The organism is Pseudomonas sp. R45(2017), from assembly GCF_002112305.1.
GTDB classification, from domain to species: domain Bacteria; phylum Pseudomonadota; class Gammaproteobacteria; order Pseudomonadales; family Pseudomonadaceae; genus Aquipseudomonas; species Aquipseudomonas paraglycinae.
This window is the reverse complement of record NZ_NEHH01000001.1, coordinates 465,227-487,147: the sequence shown is the minus strand read 5'-3', so window position 1 is coordinate 487,147 and position 21,921 is coordinate 465,227. Positions and strand designations below refer to the sequence as shown.

Annotated in this window: 21 protein-coding genes; 15 read left to right on the top strand and 6 right to left on the bottom strand. The window is 60.2% G+C overall.

Features of this window, described 5'->3' with window-relative positions; all coding sequences use genetic code 11:
• Window positions 1-128: 128 nt before the first annotated feature.
• The 7 genes from CAF74_RS02340 to CAF74_RS02310 all read left to right on the top strand — a co-directional run bounded on the left by CAF74_RS02340 (window position 129) and on the right by CAF74_RS02310 (window position 8,277).
• Window positions 129-1,388, top strand: a complete 1,260-nt coding sequence (locus tag CAF74_RS02340; RefSeq protein ID WP_085745184.1) for an AGE family epimerase/isomerase — start codon at window positions 129-131, stop codon at window positions 1,386-1,388.
• A 118-nt stretch (window positions 1,389-1,506) separates the two neighbouring features.
• A complete protein-coding gene (locus tag CAF74_RS02335; RefSeq protein WP_007951167.1) occupies window positions 1,507-2,808 on the top strand; it encodes an ABC transporter substrate-binding protein in 1,302 nt (433 codons plus the stop codon).
• Between the two features lie 109 nt (window positions 2,809-2,917).
• Complete coding sequence (locus CAF74_RS02330) at window positions 2,918-3,826, top strand: carbohydrate ABC transporter permease (RefSeq protein WP_007951166.1); 909 nt, start codon at window positions 2,918-2,920, stop codon at window positions 3,824-3,826.
• Window positions 3,819-4,664, top strand: coding sequence for a carbohydrate ABC transporter permease (locus tag CAF74_RS02325; protein WP_007951164.1), 846 nt, complete (start codon window positions 3,819-3,821; stop codon window positions 4,662-4,664). Before CAF74_RS02330 ends, CAF74_RS02325 begins: the two co-directional genes overlap by 8 nt.
• Before the next feature lie 2 nt (window positions 4,665-4,666).
• Window positions 4,667-5,827 (top strand): sn-glycerol-3-phosphate ABC transporter ATP-binding protein UgpC, encoded by a 1,161-nt coding sequence (locus CAF74_RS02320; protein ID WP_085745183.1) that lies wholly within the window; start codon window positions 4,667-4,669, stop codon window positions 5,825-5,827.
• A 132-nt stretch (window positions 5,828-5,959) separates the two neighbouring features.
• Window positions 5,960-7,306, top strand: a complete 1,347-nt coding sequence (locus CAF74_RS02315) for a carbohydrate porin (protein ID WP_085745182.1) — start codon at window positions 5,960-5,962, stop codon at window positions 7,304-7,306.
• Window positions 7,307-7,422: 116 nt separating this feature from the next.
• A complete protein-coding gene (locus CAF74_RS02310; RefSeq protein ID WP_064383726.1) occupies window positions 7,423-8,277 on the top strand; it encodes a D-hexose-6-phosphate mutarotase in 855 nt (284 codons plus the stop codon).
• Between the two features lie 207 nt (window positions 8,278-8,484).
• Here CAF74_RS02310 and CAF74_RS02305 read toward each other — a convergent pair whose 3' ends face one another.
• The gene (locus tag CAF74_RS02305; protein ID WP_169842436.1) at window positions 8,485-9,345 is read right to left on the bottom strand and encodes a MurR/RpiR family transcriptional regulator; all 861 of its coding nucleotides are present in this window, start codon (window positions 9,343-9,345) and stop codon (window positions 8,485-8,487) included.
• Window positions 9,346-9,571: 226 nt separating this feature from the next.
• On the opposite strand from CAF74_RS02305, the gene zwf reads away from it, so the two are divergent.
• The 4 genes from zwf to CAF74_RS02285 all read left to right on the top strand — a co-directional run bounded on the left by zwf (window position 9,572) and on the right by CAF74_RS02285 (window position 13,310).
• The gene (gene zwf, locus CAF74_RS02300) at window positions 9,572-11,038 is read left to right on the top strand and encodes a glucose-6-phosphate dehydrogenase (protein WP_011335604.1); all 1,467 of its coding nucleotides are present in this window, start codon (window positions 9,572-9,574) and stop codon (window positions 11,036-11,038) included.
• Window positions 11,025-11,738: a 6-phosphogluconolactonase gene (pgl, locus tag CAF74_RS02295; protein ID WP_085745181.1), complete on the top strand. Its 714-nt coding sequence runs from the start codon at window positions 11,025-11,027 to the stop codon at window positions 11,736-11,738. The genes zwf and pgl overlap by 14 nt, the downstream gene beginning before the upstream one ends.
• Window positions 11,739-11,755: 17 nt before the next feature.
• On the top strand, window positions 11,756-12,421 hold the full coding sequence (locus CAF74_RS02290; RefSeq protein ID WP_064383724.1) for a bifunctional 4-hydroxy-2-oxoglutarate aldolase/2-dehydro-3-deoxy-phosphogluconate aldolase: 666 nt from the start codon (window positions 11,756-11,758) through the stop codon (window positions 12,419-12,421).
• Between the two features lie 172 nt (window positions 12,422-12,593).
• Entirely contained in the window at window positions 12,594-13,310 is a 717-nt protein-coding gene (locus CAF74_RS02285; protein WP_085745180.1) for an intradiol ring-cleavage dioxygenase, read from the top strand.
• On the opposite strand, the gene CAF74_RS02280 is transcribed toward CAF74_RS02285, so the two are convergent.
• Both CAF74_RS02280 and CAF74_RS02275 read right to left on the bottom strand, forming a co-directional pair.
• Window positions 13,307-14,488 carry an aminotransferase class V-fold PLP-dependent enzyme gene (locus CAF74_RS02280; protein WP_085745179.1) on the bottom strand — a complete coding sequence of 394 codons (1,182 nt, stop codon included), beginning with the start codon at window positions 14,486-14,488 and terminating at the stop codon, window positions 13,307-13,309. The genes CAF74_RS02285 and CAF74_RS02280 overlap by 4 nt on opposite strands.
• Window positions 14,489-14,518: 30 nt before the next feature.
• A complete protein-coding gene (locus tag CAF74_RS02275) occupies window positions 14,519-14,755 on the bottom strand; it encodes a DUF3820 family protein (RefSeq protein WP_003213031.1) in 237 nt (78 codons plus the stop codon).
• A gap of 205 nt (window positions 14,756-14,960) precedes the next feature.
• Between CAF74_RS02275 and CAF74_RS02270 the strand changes: the two genes are divergently transcribed.
• Window positions 14,961-15,428 carry a PA2169 family four-helix-bundle protein gene (locus tag CAF74_RS02270; RefSeq protein ID WP_007951153.1) on the top strand — a complete coding sequence of 156 codons (468 nt, stop codon included), beginning with the start codon at window positions 14,961-14,963 and terminating at the stop codon, window positions 15,426-15,428.
• A 69-nt stretch (window positions 15,429-15,497) separates the two neighbouring features.
• Here CAF74_RS02270 and CAF74_RS02265 read toward each other — a convergent pair whose 3' ends face one another.
• On the bottom strand, window positions 15,498-15,968 hold the full coding sequence (locus tag CAF74_RS02265) for a MaoC family dehydratase (protein WP_003227420.1): 471 nt from the start codon (window positions 15,966-15,968) through the stop codon (window positions 15,498-15,500).
• 42 nt (window positions 15,969-16,010) lie between these two features.
• Window positions 16,011-16,955 (bottom strand): alpha/beta hydrolase, encoded by a 945-nt coding sequence (locus CAF74_RS02260; RefSeq protein WP_085745178.1) that lies wholly within the window; start codon window positions 16,953-16,955, stop codon window positions 16,011-16,013.
• A gap of 248 nt (window positions 16,956-17,203) precedes the next feature.
• Between CAF74_RS02260 and fadD2 the strand changes: the two genes are divergently transcribed.
• Entirely contained in the window at window positions 17,204-18,892 is a 1,689-nt protein-coding gene (gene fadD2 / locus CAF74_RS02255; RefSeq protein WP_085745177.1) for a long-chain-fatty-acid--CoA ligase FadD2, read from the top strand.
• Window positions 18,893-19,239: 347 nt separating this feature from the next.
• Window positions 19,240-20,937: a long-chain-fatty-acid--CoA ligase FadD1 gene (fadD1, locus tag CAF74_RS02250; protein ID WP_064598913.1), complete on the top strand. Its 1,698-nt coding sequence runs from the start codon at window positions 19,240-19,242 to the stop codon at window positions 20,935-20,937.
• Between the two features lie 176 nt (window positions 20,938-21,113).
• Here the strand turns inward: fadD1 and CAF74_RS02245 are convergent, their stop codons facing one another.
• Window positions 21,114-21,491 carry a hypothetical protein gene (locus CAF74_RS02245; RefSeq protein WP_007951149.1) on the bottom strand — a complete coding sequence of 126 codons (378 nt, stop codon included), beginning with the start codon at window positions 21,489-21,491 and terminating at the stop codon, window positions 21,114-21,116.
• 197 nt (window positions 21,492-21,688) lie between these two features.
• Here CAF74_RS02245 and CAF74_RS02240 point away from each other — a divergent pair, with 197 nt between their 5' ends.
• Entirely contained in the window at window positions 21,689-21,880 is a 192-nt protein-coding gene (locus CAF74_RS02240) for a CsbD family protein (protein ID WP_085745176.1), read from the top strand.
• Window positions 21,881-21,921: the final 41 nt, after the last annotated feature.

The following is a 21,921-nucleotide window of genomic DNA, read 5'->3' as shown; positions in this document are numbered from 1 at the left end:
GGGAGAGGGCTGGGGTGAGGGTTGCTCTTTTGTCACCGATCGGTGACAAAACCCGCCCCCTTCGTTACAAGCCCCTCCCGGCTCGTTGTTTAGACTGCCCGCAGTCATAACAACAAAAAAGGCCACCCATGGATCACTTCAATCCGGGCTTCAGCAGTTGGCTGAACGCCCCTGCCCACCAGCAATGGCTCGCCGATGAAGGCCTGCGCCTGCTGGCATTTGCCAAGGCTTCACGGTTGCCCGAAGGCTTTGGCAATCTCGATGAGCGCGGCCAGCTCCAGGTCGGCGCGCAAGCCGAAACCATGAACACCGCACGCATGACCCACAGCTTCGCCATGGCCCACATTCAGGGGCTGCCGGGATTCGCCGAGCTGATCGATCACGGCATTGCGGCCCTGCGCGGCCCGTTGCGCGATGCGCTGCACGGCGGTTGGTTCGCTGTCGCCGAGCACCGTGACGGCAACACCGGCAAGAACGCTTATCTGCATGCTTTCGTCGCGCTGGCGGCCAGTTCCGCGGTGGTCGCGCAACGCCCCGGTGCGCAGGCATTGCTGGATGACGCCGTCGACATCATCGACACCTATTTCTGGAGCGAAGAAGAGGGCGCCATGCGCGAATTCTTCAATCGCGACTGGCGCGAAGAAGAAGCCTACCGCGGTGCCAACAGCAACATGCACGCCACCGAAGCCTTCCTTGCGCTGGCCGATGTCACCGAAGACCCGCGCTGGCTGGTGCGTGCGCAACGCATCGTCGAGCGGGTGATTCACGGTCACGCTGCCGCCAACGATTACCTGGTGATCGAGCATTTCGACCGCGACTGGCAGCCGCTGCGTGAATACAACCATGACAATCCCGCCGACGGTTTCCGTCCCTACGGCACCACGCCGGGCCACGGTTTCGAGTGGGCGCGGCTGTTGCTGCACCTCGAAGCCGCGCGGGTTCAGGCCGGCATGCTCACGCCCGGCTGGCTGGCCACTGACGCGCAAAAGCTGTTCGAGAACAACTGCCGTCATGGCTGGGACGTCGATGGCGCGCCGGGCATCGTCTACACCCTCGACTGGAACAACAAAGCGGTAGTGCGTCATCGCCTGCACTGGACTCACGCCGAAGCCAGCGCTGCCGCCAGTGCCTTGCTCAAACGCACCGGCGATGCGCAGTACGAAACCTGGTATCGCCTGTTCTGGGAATTTTGCGAAACGCATTTCATCGACCGCTGCGACGGCAGCTGGCACCACGAACTCGATCCGCAGAACCGCCCAAGTGCCGATATCTGGGCGGGCAAACCGGATCTGTACCACGCCTGGCAGGCCGTGCTGATTCCGCGTCTGCCGCTGGCGCCGAGCATGGCCAGTGCTCTGGCACAGCTTTCCCGAAGCGTTCCTGTGTAACCATGTGGTGACATTCGCGCGTCCCTTCGTTACCTGCGAGGGGAAACGCTCTGTTTAAACTCGTGTGCAGCGCAAGCACCAGACTTGCATGCATAACAACAAGAAAGGTACATCTCAGATGAATGCGATTTCTCGCCTCGCTACTGTCATTTCTGTCGCCTCCCTGTTCCCGCTCGCTGTGCTGCCCCTGAGTGTTTCCGCTGCCGAATCCAAAGGTTCGGTGGAAGTCGTGCATTGGTGGACGTCCGGTGGCGAAAAAGCTGCCGTCGATGTGCTCAAGGCACAAGTCGAGAAAGACGGTTTCACCTGGAAAGACGGCGCTGTCGCCGGTGGTGGCGGTGCGACTGCCATGACCGTGCTGAAAAGCCGCGCGGTAGCCGGCAACCCGCCAGGCGTTGCCCAGATCAAAGGCCCGGACATCCAGGAATGGGCGTCGACCGGTCTGCTCGACACTGACGTCCTGAAAGACGTTTCCAAGTCCGAGAAGTGGGACAGCCTGCTCGACAAGAAAGTCTCCGACACCGTGAAGTTCGAAGGTGATTACGTGGCCGTACCGGTGAACATTCACCGCGTGAACTGGCTGTGGATCAACCCGGAAGTCTTCAAGAAAGCCGGTATCGAAAAAGCCCCGACCACCCTCGAAGAATTCTACGCCGCCGGCGACAAGCTGAAAGCGGCGGGCTTCATCCCGCTGGCTCACGGCGGCCAGCCATGGCAGGACAGCACCGTGTTCGAAGCGGTCGTGCTGTCGGTGATGGGCGTTGATGGTTACAAGAAAGCCCTGGTCGACCTGGACAACGCTGCCCTGACCGGCCCGGAAATGGTCAAGGCCCTGACCGAGCTGAAGAAAGTCGCGACCTACATGGACCAGGACGGCAAAGGCCAGGACTGGAACCTGGAAGCGGCCAAGGTCATCAACGGCAAGGCCGGCATGCAGATCATGGGTGACTGGGCCAAGTCCGAATGGACCGCCGCCAAGAAAGTCGCCGGCAAGGACTACGAGTGCGTAGCGTTCCCGGGCACCGACAAGGCGTTCACCTACAACATCGACTCGCTGGCCGTGTTCAAGCAGAAGGACGCGGGCACCGCGGCCGGTCAGCAGGACATCGCCAAAGTCGTGCTGGGTGAAAACTTCCAGAAAGTCTTCAGCATCAACAAGGGCTCGATCCCGGTGCGTAACGACATGCTCGCCGACATGGGCAAGTACGGTTTCGACTCCTGCGCCCAGACCGCTGCCAAGGACTTCCTGGCAGACGCCAAGAACGGCGGCCTGCAACCGAGCATGGCGCACAACATGGCGACCACGCTGGCCGTGCAGGGTGCGTTCTTTGATGTCGTGACCAACTACATCAACGACCCGAAAGCCGACCCGGCCGACGCTGCCAAAAAACTCGGCACTGCCATCAAGGCTGCCAAGTAAGCGGTAGCGACGAGCTGCGAGCTACAAGCTGCGAGACAAGAGCGCTGCTCTGCTGGTCTTGCAGCTCTCAACTCGTAGCTGCTCTTCTCTTTTTTTATTGGATCTTCCCATGAGTTCTGTTGCTGTGTTCAGCAAGGCCTCGCCGTTCGACGCATTGCAGCGCTGGCTACCGAAACTGGTGCTGGCGCCGAGCATGTTCATCGTTCTGGTGGGCTTCTATGGCTATATCCTCTGGACGTTTGTCCTGTCGTTCACCACGTCGACCTTCCTGCCGAACTACAAGTGGGCAGGCCTGGCGCAATACGAGCGTCTGTTCGACAACGACCGTTGGTGGGTGGCGAGCAAGAACCTGGCCGTGTTCGGCGGCATGTTCATCGGCATCACCCTCGTAATCGGCGTGACACTGGCGATTTTCCTCGACCAGAAAATCCGTCGCGAAGGCTTTATCCGCACCATTTACCTGTACCCGATGGCGCTCTCGATGATCGTCACCGGTACTGCGTGGAAATGGCTGCTCAACCCGGGCATGGGCCTGGACAAATTGCTGCGGGACTGGGGCTGGGAAGGCTTCCGTCTCGACTGGCTGATCGACCCGGATCGCGTGGTGTATTGCCTGGTGATCGCGGCGGTCTGGCAGGCTTCGGGCTTCATCATGGCGATGTTCCTCGCCGGTCTGCGTGGCGTCGATCAATCGATCATTCGTGCCGCCCAGATCGACGGCGCGAGCATGCCGCGCATCTACTGGAAGGTTGTGCTGCCAAGCCTGCGTCCGGTGTTCTTCAGTGCGGTGATGATCCTGGCGCACATCGCGATCAAGAGCTTCGACCTGGTGGCGGCCATGACGGCCGGCGGCCCGGGTTATTCCTCCGATTTGCCGGCGATGTTCATGTACTCGTTCACCTTCAGCCGTGGACAGATGGGCATGGGCTCGGCCAGTGCAATCCTGATGCTCGGTGCGATCCTCGCGATCATCGTGCCTTACCTGTACTCCGAGCTGAGGACCAAGCGTCATGACTAGTCTCGCCTCCAAACCGGCCATCAGCCTGAGTCGCATCGCGATCTACGCGGTGCTGATCCTTGCGGTCCTGCTGTATCTGGTACCGCTGGTGGTCATGCTGCTGACCAGCTTCAAGACCCCGGAAGACATCTCCACCGGCAACCTGCTGAGCTGGCCGACCGTGGTCAGCGGCATCGGCTGGGTGAAAGCCTGGGCCACCGTTGACGGCTACTTCTGGAACTCGATCAAGATCACCGTTCCGGCCGTGATCATCTCCACCGCCATCGGTGCGTTGAACGGTTATGTGCTGTCGTTCTGGCGCTTCCGCGGTTCGCAGCTGTTCTTCGGCCTGCTGTTGTTCGGCTGCTTCCTGCCGTTCCAGACCGTGCTGCTGCCGGCGTCGTTCACCCTCGGCAAGATGGGCCTGGCGAGCACCACTACCGGCCTGGTGTTCATCCATGTGGTCTACGGTCTGGCGTTCACCACGCTGTTCTTCCGTAACTACTACGTGAGCATTCCGGATGCGCTGATCAAGGCCGCGCGTCTCGATGGCGCGGGGTTCTTCACGATCTTCCGCCAGATCATCCTGCCGATGTCCACTCCGATCATCATGGTCTGCCTGATCTGGCAGTTCACCCAGATCTGGAACGACTTCCTGTTCGGCGTGGTGTTCTCCAGCGGTGATTCGCAACCGATCACGGTGGCGCTGAACAACCTGGTCAACACCAGCACCGGGGCCAAGGAATACAACGTGGATATGGCGGCGGCGATGATCGCCGGGCTGCCGACCCTGCTGGTCTATGTGGTCGCAGGCAAGTATTTCGTGCGCGGGCTGACGGCCGGCGCAGTCAAGGGGTAATCATGGCTACGCTCGAACTTCGCAATGTAAACAAGACCTACGGTACCGGCCTGCCGGACACCCTGAAGAACATCGAACTGTCGATCAAGGACGGTGAGTTCCTGATCCTCGTCGGGCCCTCGGGCTGCGGCAAGTCGACCCTGATGAACTGCATCGCCGGCCTGGAAACCATCACCGGCGGCGCGATCATGATCGGTGACCAGGATGTCAGCGGCATGAGCCCGAAAGATCGCGACATCGCCATGGTGTTCCAGTCCTACGCGCTGTATCCGACCATGAGCGTGCGCGAGAACATCGAGTTCGGTCTGAAGATCCGCAAGATGAGCCAGTCGGCGATCGACGAAGAAGTTGCCCGCGTGGCCAAGCTGCTGCAGATCGAGCACCTGCTCAATCGCAAGCCGGGTCAGCTCTCCGGCGGCCAGCAACAGCGCGTGGCGATGGGCCGTGCCCTGGCGCGTCGGCCGAAGATCTATCTGTTCGACGAACCGCTGTCCAACCTCGACGCCAAGCTGCGTGTCGAGATGCGCACCGAAATGAAACTGATGCACCAGCGCCTGAAAACCACCACGGTCTACGTGACCCACGACCAGATCGAGGCGATGACCCTGGGCGACAAAGTGGCGGTGATGAAGGACGGGATCATCCAGCAGTTCGGTACGCCGAAAGAGATCTACAACGACCCGGCCAACCTGTTCGTCGCGAGCTTCATCGGTTCGCCGCCGATGAACTTCATCCCGCTGCGTCTGCAACGCAAGGACGGCCGTCTGGTGGCGCTGCTCGACAGCGGCCAGGCCCGTTGCGAATTGCCGATGGCAATGCAGGACGCCGGTCTTGAAGACCGTGAAGTGATCCTCGGCCTGCGCCCGGAGCAGATTGCTCTGGCCTACGGCGAGGGCAATGGCCTGCCGAGCATCAAGGCTGAAGTGCAGGTCACCGAGCCGACCGGTCCGGACACCCTGGTGTTCGTCAACCTCAACGACACCAAGGTCTGCTGCCGTCTGGCGCCGGACGTGGCGCCGCAGGTGGGCGAAACCCTGACCCTGCAATTCGATCCGTCGAAAGTGCTGCTGTTCGACGCCAAATCCGGTGAGCGCCTGGGGGGTGCAGGCCTGCCGAAAACCGAATCGCACAGCGCCAACGTGGCCCAGTTCAAGGGTCGCTGATCAACCAATGCGGGAGCGGGTTCGCCCGTTCCTGCAGGGAGCACGCGGTGCGTGGCCTGTCGCGCGCCGCATCAGATGTAAACCGCGTTAAATAAGAAGAACAGTTAATAACAATAAAACGAGGATGTAGGGATGAAGAAGAACAACAACGCTCAGCGAATCGGCCAGTTGTCAGCAGTTGCGGCAATGATGCTGGCCGGTAGCGTCCACGCGGCTGACGCGTTCAGCTCCGATTCGGAGTGGATGACCGGGGACTGGGGTGGCGAACGTACCAAGCTGATCGAGCAGGGTATCGACATCAAGATGGACTACGTCGGTGAAGTGGGCGGCAACCTTCACGGCGGTTTCAACGACGACAAGACAGCGCGTTACGCCGACCAGTTCGGTCTGGGCGTGGCGCTGGATCTGCAAAAACTGTGGGGCTGGGACAACACCCAGGCCAAGATCCAGTTCACCAACCGTAACGGCTACAACATTTCCAACGATCGCGTTGGCGATCCGCGTGCCGGCACCCTGAGCTCCTCGCAGGAAGTCTACGGTCGTGGCCACATGGTGCGTCTGACCCAGTTGTGGATCAAACATCAGTTCTTCGACAACAAACTCGACATCAAGGCCGGTTACTTCGGCGAAGGCGAAGACTTCAACACCTTCCCGTGCGAGTTCCAGAACCTGGCGTTCTGCGGTTCGCAAGTGGGTAACTGGGCGACCAACATCTGGTACAACTGGCCGGTCAGCCAGGCGGCCATTCGCGTCAAATACAACATCAACGACGAGCTCTACGCGCAGATTGGTGCGTACAACCAGAACCCGTCGCAACTGGAACACGGCAACGGCTTCAAGTTGAGCGGCAGCGGCACCAAAGGCACCGTGTTGCCAGTGGAGCTGGTCTGGTTGCCTAACCCGAACGGCCTGCCGGGCGAATACCGTGTCGGTTACTACAAGAGCACGGCCGATGCCGACGACGTTCGCGAAGACGTCAACGGTTTCGACGCGGCGACCACTGGTGACGCCTACCGCACCCACAGCAGCAAGCACGGTTACTGGTTCGTTGCACAGCAACAACTCACCAGCCACAACGGTGACAAGAGCCGTGGTCTGAACATCGCTGCCAACGCCACGTTCCATGACAAGGACACCAACTTCATCGACAACTACCAGTCCTTGATGTTTGTGTACAAAGGCCCGTTCGACGCACGTCCGAAAGATGACGTCGGTATCGGTGCGGCACGTATTCACGTCAACAATGACGTGAAGAAAAACGCCGAACTGCTCAACGTCGCCAACGGTGTTTCGGACTACGACAATCCGGTGTTCTCGCCGATTCGTGAAACCGAATACAACTACGAGATCAACTACGGCTTCCACGTGACCAACTGGCTGACCGTACGCCCGAACCTGCAATACATCACTCATCCGGGCGGTGTGGATGAAGTGGATAACGCTTTGGTCGCTGGCCTGAAAATTCAGTCTACGTTCTGACGCGTCTGCGATAAGCTCCTCTCTATGTGCGCATATTTGCGGACAGCCAAGGCTGTCCGCTTTTTTTTGGACAGGGGTGTCGCAGCCCATGAAAGTTGAATCTGGAACCGTGGCCCATGCATGAGCATCCGCTGCAACGCTTCTTCAAATCCTTGCGCGAACGTCCGGTGTTCGCCTGGGAGCGCTATCAGATGCGCGATGTGCTGGTGATCGATCATCCGCTGTGTCAGGCGGTGTTCAGTCGCCAGGGCGCGCAATTGCTGCATTTTCAGCCGCGCGGGCAAAAGCCGTGGTTATGGTGCGCGGCGAAATGGCCGCATGTCGGCGCGATTCGCGGCGGCGTGCCGGTTTGCTGGCCATGGTATGGCCGTCACCCGAGCGAAAACGCGTGGCCGTCCCATGGCTGGGCACGCTTGCTGGACTGGAAACTGCTCGACAGCAGCACCAGCGATGACGGCGTGCGCCTGCATTGGCAATTGCAGTTGTGCGACTGGCAGGTGGACCTGCACGCGCACCTGGGTGAACGCATGGAATTGCGCCTGAGCACCGAGCATCAGGACGACATGCCGTGCCAGTTGAGCCAGGCTTTGCACGCTTACTGGCGTATTGGCGACGTGAGTGAGATAGCGCTGTCTGGGCTCGAAGGGGCGCAGGGTTACGACCAGTTGAACCGTGAAGTTTGCCAGCAGGAAGGCGAATTGCGGGTTGATGGCGGCTGTCAGCGAGTGTTTCAGCACGACGGCGAATTGCAGCTCAAGGATCACGCCTGGCAGCGCGAATTGTGCATCGATACCGGTGACAGCGCGGACACGGTGGTGTGGCATCCGGGTGCGCGGCCGTTGCTGGGCGTGAGCTGGGATGAGATCTCGGAATTTGTCTGTGTTGAAGCGGCGGCGGGCGGGACTGACAGCCTGCATCTGGCGCCGGGGGAGAAGGCGCATTTGAGTTTGCAGGCTTGGGCTGGGGCTTGAGTGTGTCAGTTCGACCGCTGCCCTCACCCTAACCCTCTCCCAGGGGGAGAGGGGACCGATTGGGGGATATTCAAGAGATTCACCGAATTGAACGAATGTCTTTGAATCCATAATCGACCCAATCTTTCAAGTCGATGTATAGCGCAAGACACTTCGGTCAGTCCCCTCTCCCTCCGGGAGAGGGTTAGGGTGAGGGGCTTTTGATCTTCAGTTGAACTCGTCACCCACCGGATACCGGCTCGCATTCAAGCTCTCTTTGATCTTGCGCAGATGCGGCTGGAAATCCACCCCGCGACGCAGCGTCATCCCCGTCGCCAACACATCCAGCACGGTCAACTGAATGATCCGCGAAGTCATCGGCATGTAGATGTCAGTGTCTTCCGGCAGCGGAATATTCAGGCTCAGCGTACTGGCCTTGGCCAGTGGCGAATTCTCTGCCGTCAGGCCCAGTACCGAAGCGCCGTTCTCCCGGGCGATGCGCGCCACTTCCACCAGTTCGCGGGTGCGGCCGGTGTAGGAAATGATCACGAACAGCTCGCCGGTGTGCGCCACCGAAGCAATCATGCGTTGCATCAGCACATCGGCGTGAGCGGTCACCGCCAGGTTGAAGCGAAAGAACTTGTGCTGCGCATCCAGCGCCACCGGCGCCGAAGCGCCGAGGCCGAAGAAGTGGATCTGCCGGGCCTGGATCAACAGGTCGACGGCGCGGCTGATCAGGTTCGGGTCCAGCGCCTGGCAAGCGCTGTCCAACGACGCGATCGCACTGCCGAAAATCTTCTGCGTGTAGGCCTCGGGGTTGTCGTCGGCTTCTACTGCGCGGCTGACATACGCCGCGCCGCTGGCCAGGCTCTGGGCCAGTTGCAGCTTGAGTTCGGGGTAGCCGCTGACGCCGAACGAACGGCAGAAACGGTTGACCGTCGGTTCACTGACCGACGCCGCCTGGGCGAGGGCGGCGATGCTGAAGCGGGTGGCCTGCTGTGGGTTGAGCAGGATCACTTCGGCGACTTTGCGTTCGGCCTTGTTCAGCTCTTCAAGGCGACTCTGGATCTGTTCCAGTAAATTTCGCACGCGGTCCATAAGAATTCCTAGATTCACCGGCGCCGATAAGCGCGCGGCTATGCAAATTGGGCCTTTGATGTGGCCCGTGACGGTGGCCTATCCTACTGATGGCTCCGACCGACCACCACTCGGAATCTGTATTTTGCGAAAATGTTGTGGTTATTACTACATTTTCCCTTGAGTGATGCCTTGAAAAAAGGTATTTGTAGCTTAACTTGATAAAAGAACAAACATCATGCCTTCGATTACGGTTGAACCGTGCACCTTCGCCTTGTTCGGCGCCTTGGGCGATCTGGCCCTGCGCAAGCTGTTTCCTGCCCTTTATCACCTTGATGGCGCCGGCCTGCTGCACGAGGACACGCGCATTATCGCACTGGCCCGTGAGGCGGGCACCGAGCAGCAGCACCTGGCGTTCATCGCCGCCGAGTTGCGCCGTTACGTGGGCAAGGAACTGGACGAGGCCGTGGCCGAGCGCTTTCTGGCGCGTCTGACCTACCTGCACGTCGACTTCCTCAAGGCTGAAGATTATGTGGCGCTGGCCGAACTGGCCGGCAGCACGCAACGCATGATTGCCTACTTCGCCACCCCGGCGGCGGTGTACGGCGCGATCTGCGAGAACCTGGCGAACGTCGGTCTGGCGGAAAACACCCGCGTGGTGCTGGAAAAGCCGATCGGTTCCGACCTGGAATCCTCGCGCAAGGTCAACGACGCCGTGGCGCAGTTCTTCCCGGAGAACCGCACCTACCGCATCGACCACTACCTGGGCAAAGAAACCGTTCAGAACCTGATCGCCCTGCGTTTCGCCAACAGCCTGTTCGAAACCCAGTGGAACCAGAACTACATCTCCCACGTGGAAATCACCGTGGCCGAGAAGGTCGGCATCGAAGGCCGCTGGGGTTACTTCGACAAGGCCGGTCAGCTGCGGGACATGATCCAGAACCACCTGCTGCAACTGCTCTGCCTGATCGCCATGGACCCGCCGGCCGACCTGTCCGCCGACAGCATCCGTGATGAAAAAGTGAAAGTGCTCAAAGCCCTGGCGCCGATCAGTCCGGAAGGCCTGACCACGCAAGTGGTGCGCGGCCAGTACATCGCCGGGCACAGCGAAGGCAAGTCCGTGCCGGGCTACCTTGAAGAGCCGAATTCCAACGCCCAGAGCGATACCGAAACCTTCGTTGCCCTGCGTGCCGACATCCGCAACTGGCGCTGGGCCGGCGTGCCGTTCTACCTGCGTACCGGCAAGCGCATGCCGCAAAAACTGTCGCAGATCGTCATCCACTTCAAGGAACCGTCGCACTACATCTTCGCCCCCGAGCAGCGCCTGCAGATCAGCAACAAACTGATCATCCGCCTGCAACCGGACGAAGGTATTTCCTTGCGCGTGATGACCAAAGAGCAAGGCCTGGACAAGGGCATGCAACTGCGCAGCGGCCCGCTGCAACTGAATTTTTCCGACACCTGGCGCAGCGCTCGGATCCCCGATGCCTACGAGCGGTTGTTGCTGGAAGTGATGAACGGCAATCAGAACCTGTTTGTCCGTAAAGATGAAATCGAAGCCGCGTGGAAATGGTGTGACCAGCTGATCGCCGGGTGGAAAAAATCCGGTGACGCGCCCAAGCCGTATGCGGCCGGGTCGTGGGGGCCGATGAGCTCCATTGCCTTGATCACGCGGGACGGGAGGTCGTGGTATGGCGATATCTGATGTGAAATTGCCCGAGGGCGTGAATGCCCGCGAATTCAAGAGCCCGGTGCTGCTCGCCGAAGGCCTGGCGCTGAATGTCGCCAAGCAATTGAGCGAAGCGCTGGCGGCACGTGGCAACGCCGTGTTGGTGGTGTCCGGCGGTCGTAGCCCGGTGGCGTTTTTCCAGCACCTGGCCAAGCAGGAACTGGACTGGTCGGAGGTCGTCGTGACCCTGGCTGACGAGCGCTGGGTACCGGTCGAACATGCCGACAGCAATGCCGGTCTGCTCAAGCAGTATCTGCTCAAGGGCCCGGCGGCCAAGGCGCAGTTCCTCAGCCTCTACAGCGCGGCGGCCAACGTCGAGCAGGCTGCGGAGCAGGCCGATCGTTTGCTCGCCGAGTTGCCGCCCATCGACGTGCTGGTGTTGGGCATGGGCGATGACGGTCACACCGCGTCGCTGTTCCCGGACAGCCCGAACCTGGCCGAAGCCCTGCAAGCCGACGGCACCCGTCGCTGCTGGCCGATGCTCGCGCCAAGCGTGCCGCGTCAGCGCCTGACCATGAGCCGCGCACTGCTGGCGTCGGCGAGGCACAAGATTCTGTCGATTTCCGGTCAGTCGAAACTGACCACCCTGAATGCCGCACTGGCATCCAACGACGTCGCTGCCATGCCGGTTCGCGCGTTTCTGCAACCTACGTTAGAGATTTACTGGTGCCCATGAGCCAAGGAACAGCCGCTATGAAAACCCCATCCCCGACCGTTTCCATGGCGGACAAAGTTGCCCTGATCGACAGCCTCTGCGCCAAGGCGCGGATCCTGCCGGTAATCACCATCGCCCGCGAACAGGACGTGCTGCCGCTGGCCGACGCCCTGGCGGCCGGCGGTCTGACCGCGCTGGAAGTGACTCTGCGTTCGCAGTTCGGCCTCAAGGCGATCCAGATCCTGCGCGAACAGCGCCCGGAGCTGGTGACCGGTGCCGGCACCGTGCTTGACCGAAACATGCTGGCCGCGGCTGAAGCTGCCGGTTCGCAGTTCATCGTCACCCCGGGCATCACCCGTGACCTGCTGGAAGCCAGCGTCGAAAGCCCGATCCCGCTGCTGCCGGGCATCAGCAATGCCTCCGGCATCATGGAAGGTTATGGCCTGGGTTATCGCCGCTTCAAGCTGTTCCCGGCGGAAGTCAGCGGCGGCGTGGCTGCAATCAAGGCACTCGGCGGCCCGTTCGGCGAAGTGAAATTCTGCCCGACCGGCGGCGTCGGCCCTGCCAACATCAAGAGCTACATGGCGCTGAAAAACGTCATGTGCGTGGGCGGTAGCTGGATGCTCGATCCTGAGTGGATCAAGAACGGCGACTGGGCCCGTATTCAGGAATGCACCGCTGAGGCTTTGGCGCTGCTGGACTGATCGCTTCACCCGACACTTCGTTGTGTGTTCTACGGCTTTACGGTGCGCTTGGTCGGTGCACCGTTTTTTTTTTGCCCGTAAAAAACTTCGTTATCTTGAGATACATAGTTACCGCACCTGGCTGCGCGCGTGGCGTTAACCTGCGTTCATCTTAAGGAAGAGAGAACGCGTCATGGATAACCAGCCTTCAGCTCCATCGGTTTATCAACTGGCCCCCGAGCAAGTCGCCGGGCCGTATTTCCGCAATCCCAAACTGCTGCGCCGCAACATCAGTGAAGGCGCCGAAGGCCTGCCGCTGTTGCTGCGCCTGACCATCGTCGATGCCATGACCGCCGAGCCGGTCAGCGGTGCGCTGGTGGATATCTGGCACTGCAACGCACGCGGCGCGTATTCCGGCTGGAGTCGGGTGAACCCGGATCTGGAAGTCGACGTCGAGGACATTGGCGCGATCCCGCGAACGGACGACGACACCTATCTGCGCGGCGGCCAGTTCAGCGACCACAAGGGCAGGGTGCGCTTCACCACGATCTATCCGGGTTTCTATGCCGGGCGAGCGCTGCACATTCACGTGGCGGTACGCATCGTTGCCGGCAATGAGTACCTCGAGGAGCGCAACGTGGCCTGGGTCGGGCAGCTTTATTTTCCGGAGATGGTGTCCCGTGGCGTGCTCAATGCCAAGGCCTATCGCGGGCGCAGCTCGCTGCCGGTGTGCAACACCGACGATGCCTATTACGCCAACATGGGCGGTGAAGAGTCGACCCTGACGGTGTGGCCGATCAGCCGCGATTCACACGAGGACGGTTACTTCGGCCACCTCACGATCGGCATCGACACCTTTGCGGTGTCGTCGCAGATCAAGCCCGAGGACTTCGACAAGTACACGGTTTAACGCAGTTCGTTCAGCGCCTGAATCAGCGACTGAATCTCCGCCGCCGTGGTGGTCAGCGACGGCGTGACACGGATGCACGGCCCGCAGGCTGCGCCGTTGCGCACGACAGTGAACAGGTTGTAGTCGTTGAGCAGGCGTTCGACCATCGCCTGCTGGTCGGCATGCCGGGTAAAACGCATCGAGGTGATGCCGCAATACAGTCGCGGATCGTCCGGGGTCGTGACTTCGATGCCCGGTAGGTTACGCACGGCGCTCACCCACAGGTTGCGCAGGTAATTCACCCGCGCGCCTTTGGCGGCCGCGCCACCCAGTGCGCGGTGTTCCTCGAACACCAGTGGCAAGGTCATCAGCGCCGGAATGTTCGGCGTGCTGTAAGGCGTGCGCGAACGGATGTCGCCAGCCGAAAAATGCATCTCGCCCATGTCCGGATCGATGTCGGCCAGGCGCTGTGGAGCGATGTAGATAAAGCCGAGGGTCAGCGGCGAGCCGATCCACTTGTGCAGGTTGTACCCGGCGAAGGCGATGCCGAGCGCTTCCAGGTCGAACTCGATCTGACCAAGGGCATGGGCGCCATCGAGGATGATGTCGACGCCGTATTCCTTGGCCAGCGCGGCAATGGCCTGCACCGGCATCACCAGCCCGGTGCGGTGGGTGACGTGGGTCAGCGCCATCAGCTTGAGCTTCGGATAGCGGATGAAGGCTTCGCGGTAAGTCGCCAGCAGGCTGTCGAAGGTGGCGGGGTGGGCGTGCTCGATCTCGATCACCTCGACCCCGCGATGCTTTGCCAGCCAGCGCATGGCGCCCTTGACCGTGTCGTACTCCAGATCGCAGATCAGCACCTGGTCGCCAGGCTGCAGACGGTTGTAGTTGCGGATCAGCGATTGCAGGCCGGCAGTGGCGTTGTGGGTGAACGCCACGCTTTGCGCGCGGACGCCGATCAGCTCGGCCAGTTGCGCGCGGATGTCGAGGCTGTCGTGCTGTTCGAAACGCTGGCGCACGTAGATCGAGTTGCTGTTGTTGATCAGCTCGATGTTGCGCTGGTACTCCTCGACCACCGTGCGCGACATGCGCCCGAAGTAGCCATTCTCCAGATTCACGGGGCCGGGGTGGCGGTCGTAACGGTCGGCGAAGGTTTGCCAGAAGGCTTCGTCTCGGGCACGGCGGGTGTTATCGGGCATGGTCGACTCGACTCGGATCAGGGTGACGCCTTAGTGGCGTGGGGCAGGTTTGCCGTGTTTGGCGCGCAGCGGTTCGAGCAGTTCCGACAGGCCGTTGTGATCGATTTCCTGCATCAACGCCAACAGCCCGCCCAGTTCGCCATGGGGAAATCCTTCCCGGGCAAACCAGTTCAGGTAGGGGCCCGGCAGGTCGGCAATGATCCGGCCCTTGTATTTGCCGAAGGGCATTTCGCGGGTGATCAGCAGTTCGAGCTTTTCAGGGTTCATCGTTGGAATCGTCTGGCTTTGAAAACACTTCGGAAAATACAGGCATTCTGCATGCAGGCCAAATGACAGATCATGCAAATAACAGGCATACAGATTTTCCTTTTATTTATAAGTTATTGAAAAATAACGATTAATTTCTTTTCGAAAAGCTGGCATGACCACTGCAATACTCCTTGCATCTTTCACCCACGCAAGGAATTGAAAAATGACTGACATGAATAAAGAAGCCATCTCCGTCCTCAACGACCTGATCGAAACCAGCAAGGACGGTCAGGAAGGCTTCAAGACCTGCGCTGAAGACATCAAGCACCCAGAGTTGAAAACCCTGTTCGTGAAACGCTCCGCCGATTGCGCAACGGCTGCGGCCGAGCTGCAAGCCGCGGTGCGTTCGATGGGTGGCGATCCGGAAACCTCGACCAGTGTCAGCGGTGATTTGCACCGTCGCTGGGTCGACGTCAAAGCGATGTTCACCGGCAAAGATGAAGAAGCGGTGCTCAACGAAGCCGAGCGCGGTGAAGATCACGCCCTGAAGGCTTATCGTGAAGCGATCGAGAAGATCAACAAGCACAACCTGGTCGGCATTCGTGATCTGGTCGAACGCCAGTACCACGGTGTGCAACGCAATCACGATCAGGTGAAGGCGCTGCGTAACCAGGCTCGCGCACGCTCATAAGCGTTCGAAGCCCACAAAAAACGCCAGCTGGTCTGGCGTTTTTTTGTGTCCGGATTTAACCGAGGACGATCAGCCGATGCTGATGGCCGGCAACGTCGGCAGGGTAACAGTCTGCTGCTTGCGCGGCGCCAGAATTTCGGCCTCGCCATCTACTACCAGCTCATCGCGCTGGTTGAATACGCGAGTGGCGATGCGCACGCGGAACTTCGGCAGTTTCTCGAGGATTTCCAGGCGTACGGTCAGGGTGTCGCCGATCTTCACCGGCTTCTGGAAGCTCATCTGCTGGCCGATATAAATGGTGCCCGGTCCTGGCAGCTCGCAAGCCACTGCCGCACTGATCAGCGCGCCGCTGAACATGCCGTGGGCGATGCGTTCCTTGAACATGCTGGCGGCGGCGAACTCGGCGTCCAGGTGCACCGGGTTGTGGTCGCCGGACATCGCGGCGAACAGCTGAATGTCGCGTTCCTCGACAGTCTTGCTGTAGCTCGCGGTCTGGCCCACTTCGAGGGCTTCGTAAGGGATATTGGTAACCTGGGTCATGGGTCTGAATTCCTGTGACGGATGAAATGAATCCACAAAAAATTATTCGCTGCGGTGCGGCCGGCGATGGCTCAGGGCCTGGTCGATCCAGGCCAGCACATCGGCGGTCACTTCGTCGCGGTTGCTCTCGTTGAACAATTCGTGCCGCGCCTGCGGGTAGATCTTGAGTTGCAGGTTCTGGCTGCCGGCCGCGCGCAAGGCGTTGGCCAGATCAGTCAGACGCTTGCCTTCGCTCACCGGATCACATTCGCCGCCGATCACCAGCAGCGGCAGGCCCGGATCGATCTGGGCGAGATTGGACGCTTTGCTGATTTGCTGCAACCCGCCGAGCAGGTCGATCCACAGTTGATTGGTGCAGCGAAAGCCACACAGCGGGTCGGTGGCGTACTTGTCGACCTCGGCCGGGTCGCGACTCAGCCAGTCAAACGCGGTGCGCGCCGGTTTGAATTTATTGTTGAACGAGCCGAACGACAGCCATTCGATCAGCGCGCTGCGACCCTTGGCGCCCTGGCGCAGCTTTTCAAACCGGGCGATCTGCCGGGCCGCGCGATACAGCGCAACCGGCTGGAAATTCGAGCCGCTGAGAATCGCGCCATGCAGGCTGGCGCTGTGATGCAGTAAATAAGCCTGAGCGATGTAACTGCCCATGCTGTGCCCGAGCAGCACGATCGGCACGCCTGGATGACGCTGGCCGAGGAACTGGTTGAGGCTCGCGAGATCACCGACCACCTTGCACCAGCCATCGTCATCGGCGAAATGCCCCAGCGTCCCATGATCGGCGGTTTTGCCATGGCCGCGCTGGTCGGGCGCGTACACGCCGTAGCCTTCAGCACAGAATGCTTCTGCCAGCCTTGCATAGCGGGCACTGTGTTCTGCCATGCCGTGAGCCAGCAGAATCACCGCCTTCAGCGGCGCGTTCGGCAGCCACAGGTTGACGAAGAGGCGGCTGCGGTCACTCGCGTCCAGCCAGAAGGTGTCGTGGATCATGGCGATTCCTTTTGCGGCCTGTTTTTGCTCAAGCGTCTTGCAGAGGTTGCATTGTATAGCGCGTCCGATCAGCTCACGCCACGGCAGGAAGATTCACACGATCAATGACGACCTTGCCCATATTTGCCTGATTGACCATAGCTGCTAGTGTCCGTGAAGCCCCGCTTTTTGCTCTCGACTTTTTCAGGGACAGAAAGAAATGACAGCGAAGCGGCCCCGGATCGGCTCAGGTAAAGAGGACAAGAACAATGCAACCTGATTTCTGGAATGACAAACGCCCGGCGGGCGTACCCCTGGACATCGACGCGGGTGAATTCAAGTCGGTGATCGAGGTGTTCGAGCGTTCCTGCAAGAAATTCGCTGATCGCCCGGCGTTCAGCAACATGGGCGTGACCCTGACCTATGCCGAGCTGGAGCGCCAGAGCGCCGCGTTCGCCGGTTATCTGCAAGCCCACACCGACCTGGCGCCGGGGGATCGCATTGCGGTGCAGATGCCCAACGTCCTGCATTATCCGATTGCCGTGTTCGGGGCCTTGCGTGCCGGGCTGATCGTCGTCAACACCAACCCGCTGTACACCGCGCGGGAGATGCGTCACCAGTTCAAGGACTCCGGCGCCCGGGCGCTGGTGTACCTGAACATGTTCGGTCAGAAGGTTCAGGAAGTGCTGCCGGACACCGACATTCAGTACCTGATCGAAGCGAAGATGGGCGACCTGATGCCCACCGCCAAGGGCTGGCTGGTCAACACCGTGGTCAGCAAAGTGAAGAAAATGGTCCCGGCGTATTCGCTGCCCCAGGCGATTTCCTTCAAGAGCGCGTTGCGCATGGGCCGGGGCTTGGGCATCAAGCCGTTGAAGGTCGGCCTGGATGACATTGCCGTCTTGCAATACACCGGCGGCACCACCGGCCTGGCCAAGGGCGCGATGCTCACCCACGGCAATCTGGTGGCGAACATGCAGCAGGTGCGTGCCTGTCTCGGTCAGTTCGGCAGCGACGGCCAGCCGTTGTTGCGCGAAGGGCAGGAGGTGATGATCGCGCCGCTGCCGCTCTACCACATCTATGCGTTCACCGCGAATTGCATGTGCATGATGGTGTCGGGCAACCACAACGTGCTGATCACCAACCCGCGCGACATCGGCGGCTTCATCAAGGAGCTGAAGAACTGGAAGTTCTCGGCGCTGCTGGGGCTCAACACCCTGTTCGTCGCGTTGATGGATCACCCGGACTTCAAGACCCTGGACTTCTCCACCCTCAAGCTCACCAACTCCGGCGGCACCGCGCTGGTCAAGGCCACCGCCGAGCGCTGGGAGCAGATCACCGGTTGCCGGATCACCGAAGGCTACGGTCTGACCGAAACCTCGCCGGTGGCCTGCACCAACCCGTACGGCGAGCTGTCGCGAATCGGCACGGTCGGCCTGCCGGTGCCGGGCACCCGCTTGAAAGTCATCAATGACGACGGCGTCGAGCAGCCGCTGGGCGAGCGCGGCGAGCTGTGCATCAAGGGCCCGCAGATCATGAAGGGTTATTGGCAGAAACCCGAAGCCACCGCCGAAGTGCTGGATGCCGAGGGCTGGTTCAAGTCCGGCGACATCGCGGTAATCGACCCGGACGGTTTCGTGCGCATCGTCGACCGCAAGAAGGACATGATCATCGTCTCGGGTTTCAACGTGTACCCGAACGAAATCGAAGACGTGGTGATGGCTCACCCGAAAGTCGCCAACTGCGCAGTGATCGGCGTGCCGGATGAGCGTTCCGGTGAGGCGGTGAAGCTGTTTGTGGTGGCGCGGGAAACCGGGGTGAGCCTGGAAGAGCTGAAGGCCTACTGCAAAGAGAATTTCACGGCGTACAAGGTGCCGAAACACATCGTGCTGCGTGAGTCGTTGCCGATGACGCCTGTCGGGAAAATCCTGCGGAGGGAGTTGCGCGATATCGCCTGATCGGTGATGCGTACCCGTTGAGTACGAAAGATCGCAGTCTCTGGCGGCTACCTCAAGCTGCGGGAGGCTGCGATTTTTGTTTTCTATCCGCGACGTTGTCCCCGAAAACCGGGACTTTCAAGGTGTTATAGGATTTTTGCTCTAAAATGACTGCCAGTAGTTCTTGAGTCATTAAAATGACTGTAGGGGCCGCTTTTGGCTCTAGTCGACCCTTGGCAAAGCTGCTACTCTCGGCGCGCTTTGTGACTTCTCGGCCTTGTAAAAAGCCAGACTCACCAATAAACAAACACCAATAATAATCGCATCAAATGCGGTGCTGAATTCGCGTTGCTGAGGAGTGGGCTTCCATGATCGAAGACTTTTGGAAGGATAAGTACCCCGCTGGAATTGCTGCCGACATCAATCCAGACGAGTACCCGAATATTCAGGCAGTGTTGAAGCAATCCTGCCAACGCTTCGCCGACAAACCGGCGTTCAGCAACCTGGGCAAGACCATCACCTACGGTGAACTGTACGAGTTGTCCGGTGCGTTTGCTGCTTATCTGCAACAGCATACCGATTTGCAGCCCGGTGATCGAATCGCCGTGCAACTGCCCAATGTGTTGCAGTACCCGGTCGCCGTCTTCGGTGCCATTCGCGCCGGGCTGATCGTGGTCAACACCAACCCGCTGTATACCGCGCGGGAAATGGAACACCAATTCAACGACTCCGGTGCCAAGGCGCTGGTGTGCCTGGCGAACATGGCGCACCTGGCCGAAGCCGTGGTGCCGAAAACCGGCGTCAAGCACGTCATCGTCACCGAAGTCGCCGACCTGCTGCCGCCGATCAAGCGCCTGCTGATCAACAGCGTCATCAAGTACGTGAAGAAAATGGTTCCGGCCTATCACCTGCCAAAAGCCGTCAAGTTCAACGACGTGCTGAGCAAGGGCCAGGGTCAGCCGGTCGCCGAAGCCAACCCGGACAGCGGCGACGTCGCGGTGCTGCAATACACCGGCGGCACCACCGGCGTGGCCAAGGGCGCGATGCTCACCCATCGCAACCTCGTCGCCAACATGCTGCAGTGCAAGGCGCTGATGGGCTCCAACCTCAATGAAGGTTGCGAGATCCTGATCACCCCGCTGCCGCTGTACCACATCTATGCGTTCACCTTTCATTGCATGGCGATGATGCTGATCGGCAACCACAACATCCTGATCAGCAACCCGCGCGACCTGCCGGCGATGGTCAAGGAACTTTCGAAGTGGAAGTTCAGTGGCTTCGTTGGCCTCAACACGCTGTTCGTGGCCCTGTGCAACAACGAAGGTTTCCGCAAGCTGGATTTCTCGGCGCTGAAAGTCACCCTGTCCGGCGGCATGGCCCTGCAACTGGCCGCGGCCGAGCGCTGGAAAGCGGTCACCGGTTGCCCGATCTGCGAAGGTTACGGCATGACCGAAACCAGCCCGGTGGCCACGGTCAACCCGATCCAGAACATCCAGATCGGCACCATCGGCATTCCGGTGCCGTCGACCCTGTGCAAAGTCATTGACGACGCCGGTGTCGAGCAGCCGCTGGGCGAAATCGGCGAGCTGTGCGTCAAGGGCCCGCAAGTGATGAAGGGTTACTGGCAGCGTCAGGAAGCCACCGATGAAATGCTCGACAGCGAAGGCTGGCTGAAAACCGGTGACATCGCGCTGATCCAGCCGGACGGCTACATGCGCATCGTCGATCGCAAGAAAGACATGATTCTGGTGTCCGGTTTCAACGTGTATCCGAACGAACTGGAAGACGTGCTGGCGGCCCTGCCGGGCGTGTTGCAGTGCGCAGCCATCGGCGTTCCGGACGAGAAATCCGGCGAGGCGATCAAGATCTTCATCGTCGCCAAACCGGGTGTCACGCTGACCAAGGAACAGGTGATGGAGCACATGCGCGCCAATGTCACCGGCTACAAGGTGCCGCGTTCCGTTGAGTTCCGCGATGCGTTGCCGACCACCAACGTCGGCAAGATCCTGCGTCGCGAACTGCGCGACGAAGAGCTGAAGAAGATCAAGGCGAAAAGCGCCGCATAAAACAGAAAGCCCCGCAGATGCGGGGCTTTTTGTTGGTTAACTGTTTGATCGTTCCCACGCTCTGCGTGGTAACGCATCCCGGGACGCTCTGCGTCCCTCCGTGCTGGACGCGGAGCGTCCGGGGCGGCATTCCCACGCAGAGCGTGGGAACGATCACGTTGGTCAACGTAAAAGGTTTACTGGCGGAACGGCGCGAAGTTCACATTGGTGCCCGCCGGGCGCATGTCCTGCAGGTACGAGTCCTTGTCGGCGCTCAGTTCCAGGCTCAGGGCCGCCTTGCGCTTGCCTTCGTTGCGGATCACCAGGCCTTCGAGCTTTTCGCGCAGAAACACGGTCGGCACTTTCAGGTGCAGCAGTTCGTCGGTGGCCGGGGTGTGCATCAACAGGTGAATCCACTCGTACTGACCGATGGCCAGGCGCGACACCGGCAAGTCGAACCACCAGATGTTGCGGTTGCGGTTCAGTTCGGCGAAGTGGCAGTTGTTGGTGCCGAGCACGGCACCGCCCAGTTCCTGGTTGCGACGGGCGATGGCCTGCTTTTTATCGAGTTTCATAACATTCCTGCGGGATCGGTTCTGTGGCGCATGGCGCCCTTATGGTGGGCATTCTCGGGGGTACGCTCGCAAACATAAAGCCCAACCTGCACGCCGCGACGAAATGAAGCCCTGAAAATAAATGAAACTTGGCGCAAACCGGGCCAGTCAATCATTACGTACTGACTTTCCCCGTTAATGTTCCAAGGAGAATCACCATGGGTAGCACGAGCGATAAAGTGAAAGGCATGACCAACGAAGCGGTCGGCAACGTCAAGCAAGGTGTCGGCAAAGCCACCGACAACACCAAACTGCAGGCCGAAGGTAAAGTGCAAGAGAAGAAAGGCGAGGCCCAGCAAGCGGTGGGCAAAGCCAAGGACGCGGTCAAGAAAGGCGTCGACAAGGCTTGATAGAGCCTTGAACGAAACAACGAAGCGGCCATCCAAGGATG

Excerpts from the sequence above, each read along its gene's own strand:
- CAF74_RS02245 (WP_007951149.1), bottom strand. The coding sequence starts at position 21,491 with ATGAAACTCGATAAAAAGCAGGCCATCGCCCGTCGCAACCAGGAACTG.
- CAF74_RS02275 (WP_003213031.1), bottom strand. The coding sequence starts at position 14,755 with ATGAACCCTGAAAAGCTCGAACTGCTGATCACCCGCGAAATGCCCTTC.
- fadD2 (WP_085745177.1), top strand. The coding sequence starts at position 17,204 with ATGCAACCTGATTTCTGGAATGACAAACGCCCGGCGGGCGTACCCCTG.
- CAF74_RS02310 (WP_064383726.1), top strand. The coding sequence starts at position 7,423 with ATGCATGAGCATCCGCTGCAACGCTTCTTCAAATCCTTGCGCGAACGT.
- CAF74_RS02240 (WP_085745176.1), top strand. The coding sequence starts at position 21,689 with ATGGGTAGCACGAGCGATAAAGTGAAAGGCATGACCAACGAAGCGGTC.
- CAF74_RS02330 (WP_007951166.1), top strand. The coding sequence starts at position 2,918 with ATGAGTTCTGTTGCTGTGTTCAGCAAGGCCTCGCCGTTCGACGCATTG.
- CAF74_RS02285 (WP_085745180.1), top strand. The coding sequence starts at position 12,594 with ATGGATAACCAGCCTTCAGCTCCATCGGTTTATCAACTGGCCCCCGAG.
- CAF74_RS02290 (WP_064383724.1), top strand. The coding sequence starts at position 11,756 with ATGAAAACCCCATCCCCGACCGTTTCCATGGCGGACAAAGTTGCCCTG.
- CAF74_RS02260 (WP_085745178.1), bottom strand. The coding sequence starts at position 16,955 with ATGATCCACGACACCTTCTGGCTGGACGCGAGTGACCGCAGCCGCCTC.
- CAF74_RS02335 (WP_007951167.1), top strand. The coding sequence starts at position 1,507 with ATGAATGCGATTTCTCGCCTCGCTACTGTCATTTCTGTCGCCTCCCTG.
- CAF74_RS02270 (WP_007951153.1), top strand. The coding sequence starts at position 14,961 with ATGACTGACATGAATAAAGAAGCCATCTCCGTCCTCAACGACCTGATC.
- CAF74_RS02340 (WP_085745184.1), top strand. The coding sequence starts at position 129 with ATGGATCACTTCAATCCGGGCTTCAGCAGTTGGCTGAACGCCCCTGCC.
- zwf (WP_011335604.1), top strand. The coding sequence starts at position 9,572 with ATGCCTTCGATTACGGTTGAACCGTGCACCTTCGCCTTGTTCGGCGCC.
- CAF74_RS02325 (WP_007951164.1), top strand. The coding sequence starts at position 3,819 with ATGACTAGTCTCGCCTCCAAACCGGCCATCAGCCTGAGTCGCATCGCG.
- CAF74_RS02315 (WP_085745182.1), top strand. The coding sequence starts at position 5,960 with ATGAAGAAGAACAACAACGCTCAGCGAATCGGCCAGTTGTCAGCAGTT.
- fadD1 (WP_064598913.1), top strand. The coding sequence starts at position 19,240 with ATGATCGAAGACTTTTGGAAGGATAAGTACCCCGCTGGAATTGCTGCC.
- pgl (WP_085745181.1), top strand. The coding sequence starts at position 11,025 with ATGGCGATATCTGATGTGAAATTGCCCGAGGGCGTGAATGCCCGCGAA.
- CAF74_RS02320 (WP_085745183.1), top strand. The coding sequence starts at position 4,667 with ATGGCTACGCTCGAACTTCGCAATGTAAACAAGACCTACGGTACCGGC.
- CAF74_RS02280 (WP_085745179.1), bottom strand. The coding sequence starts at position 14,488 with ATGCCCGATAACACCCGCCGTGCCCGAGACGAAGCCTTCTGGCAAACC.
- CAF74_RS02265 (WP_003227420.1), bottom strand. The coding sequence starts at position 15,968 with ATGACCCAGGTTACCAATATCCCTTACGAAGCCCTCGAAGTGGGCCAG.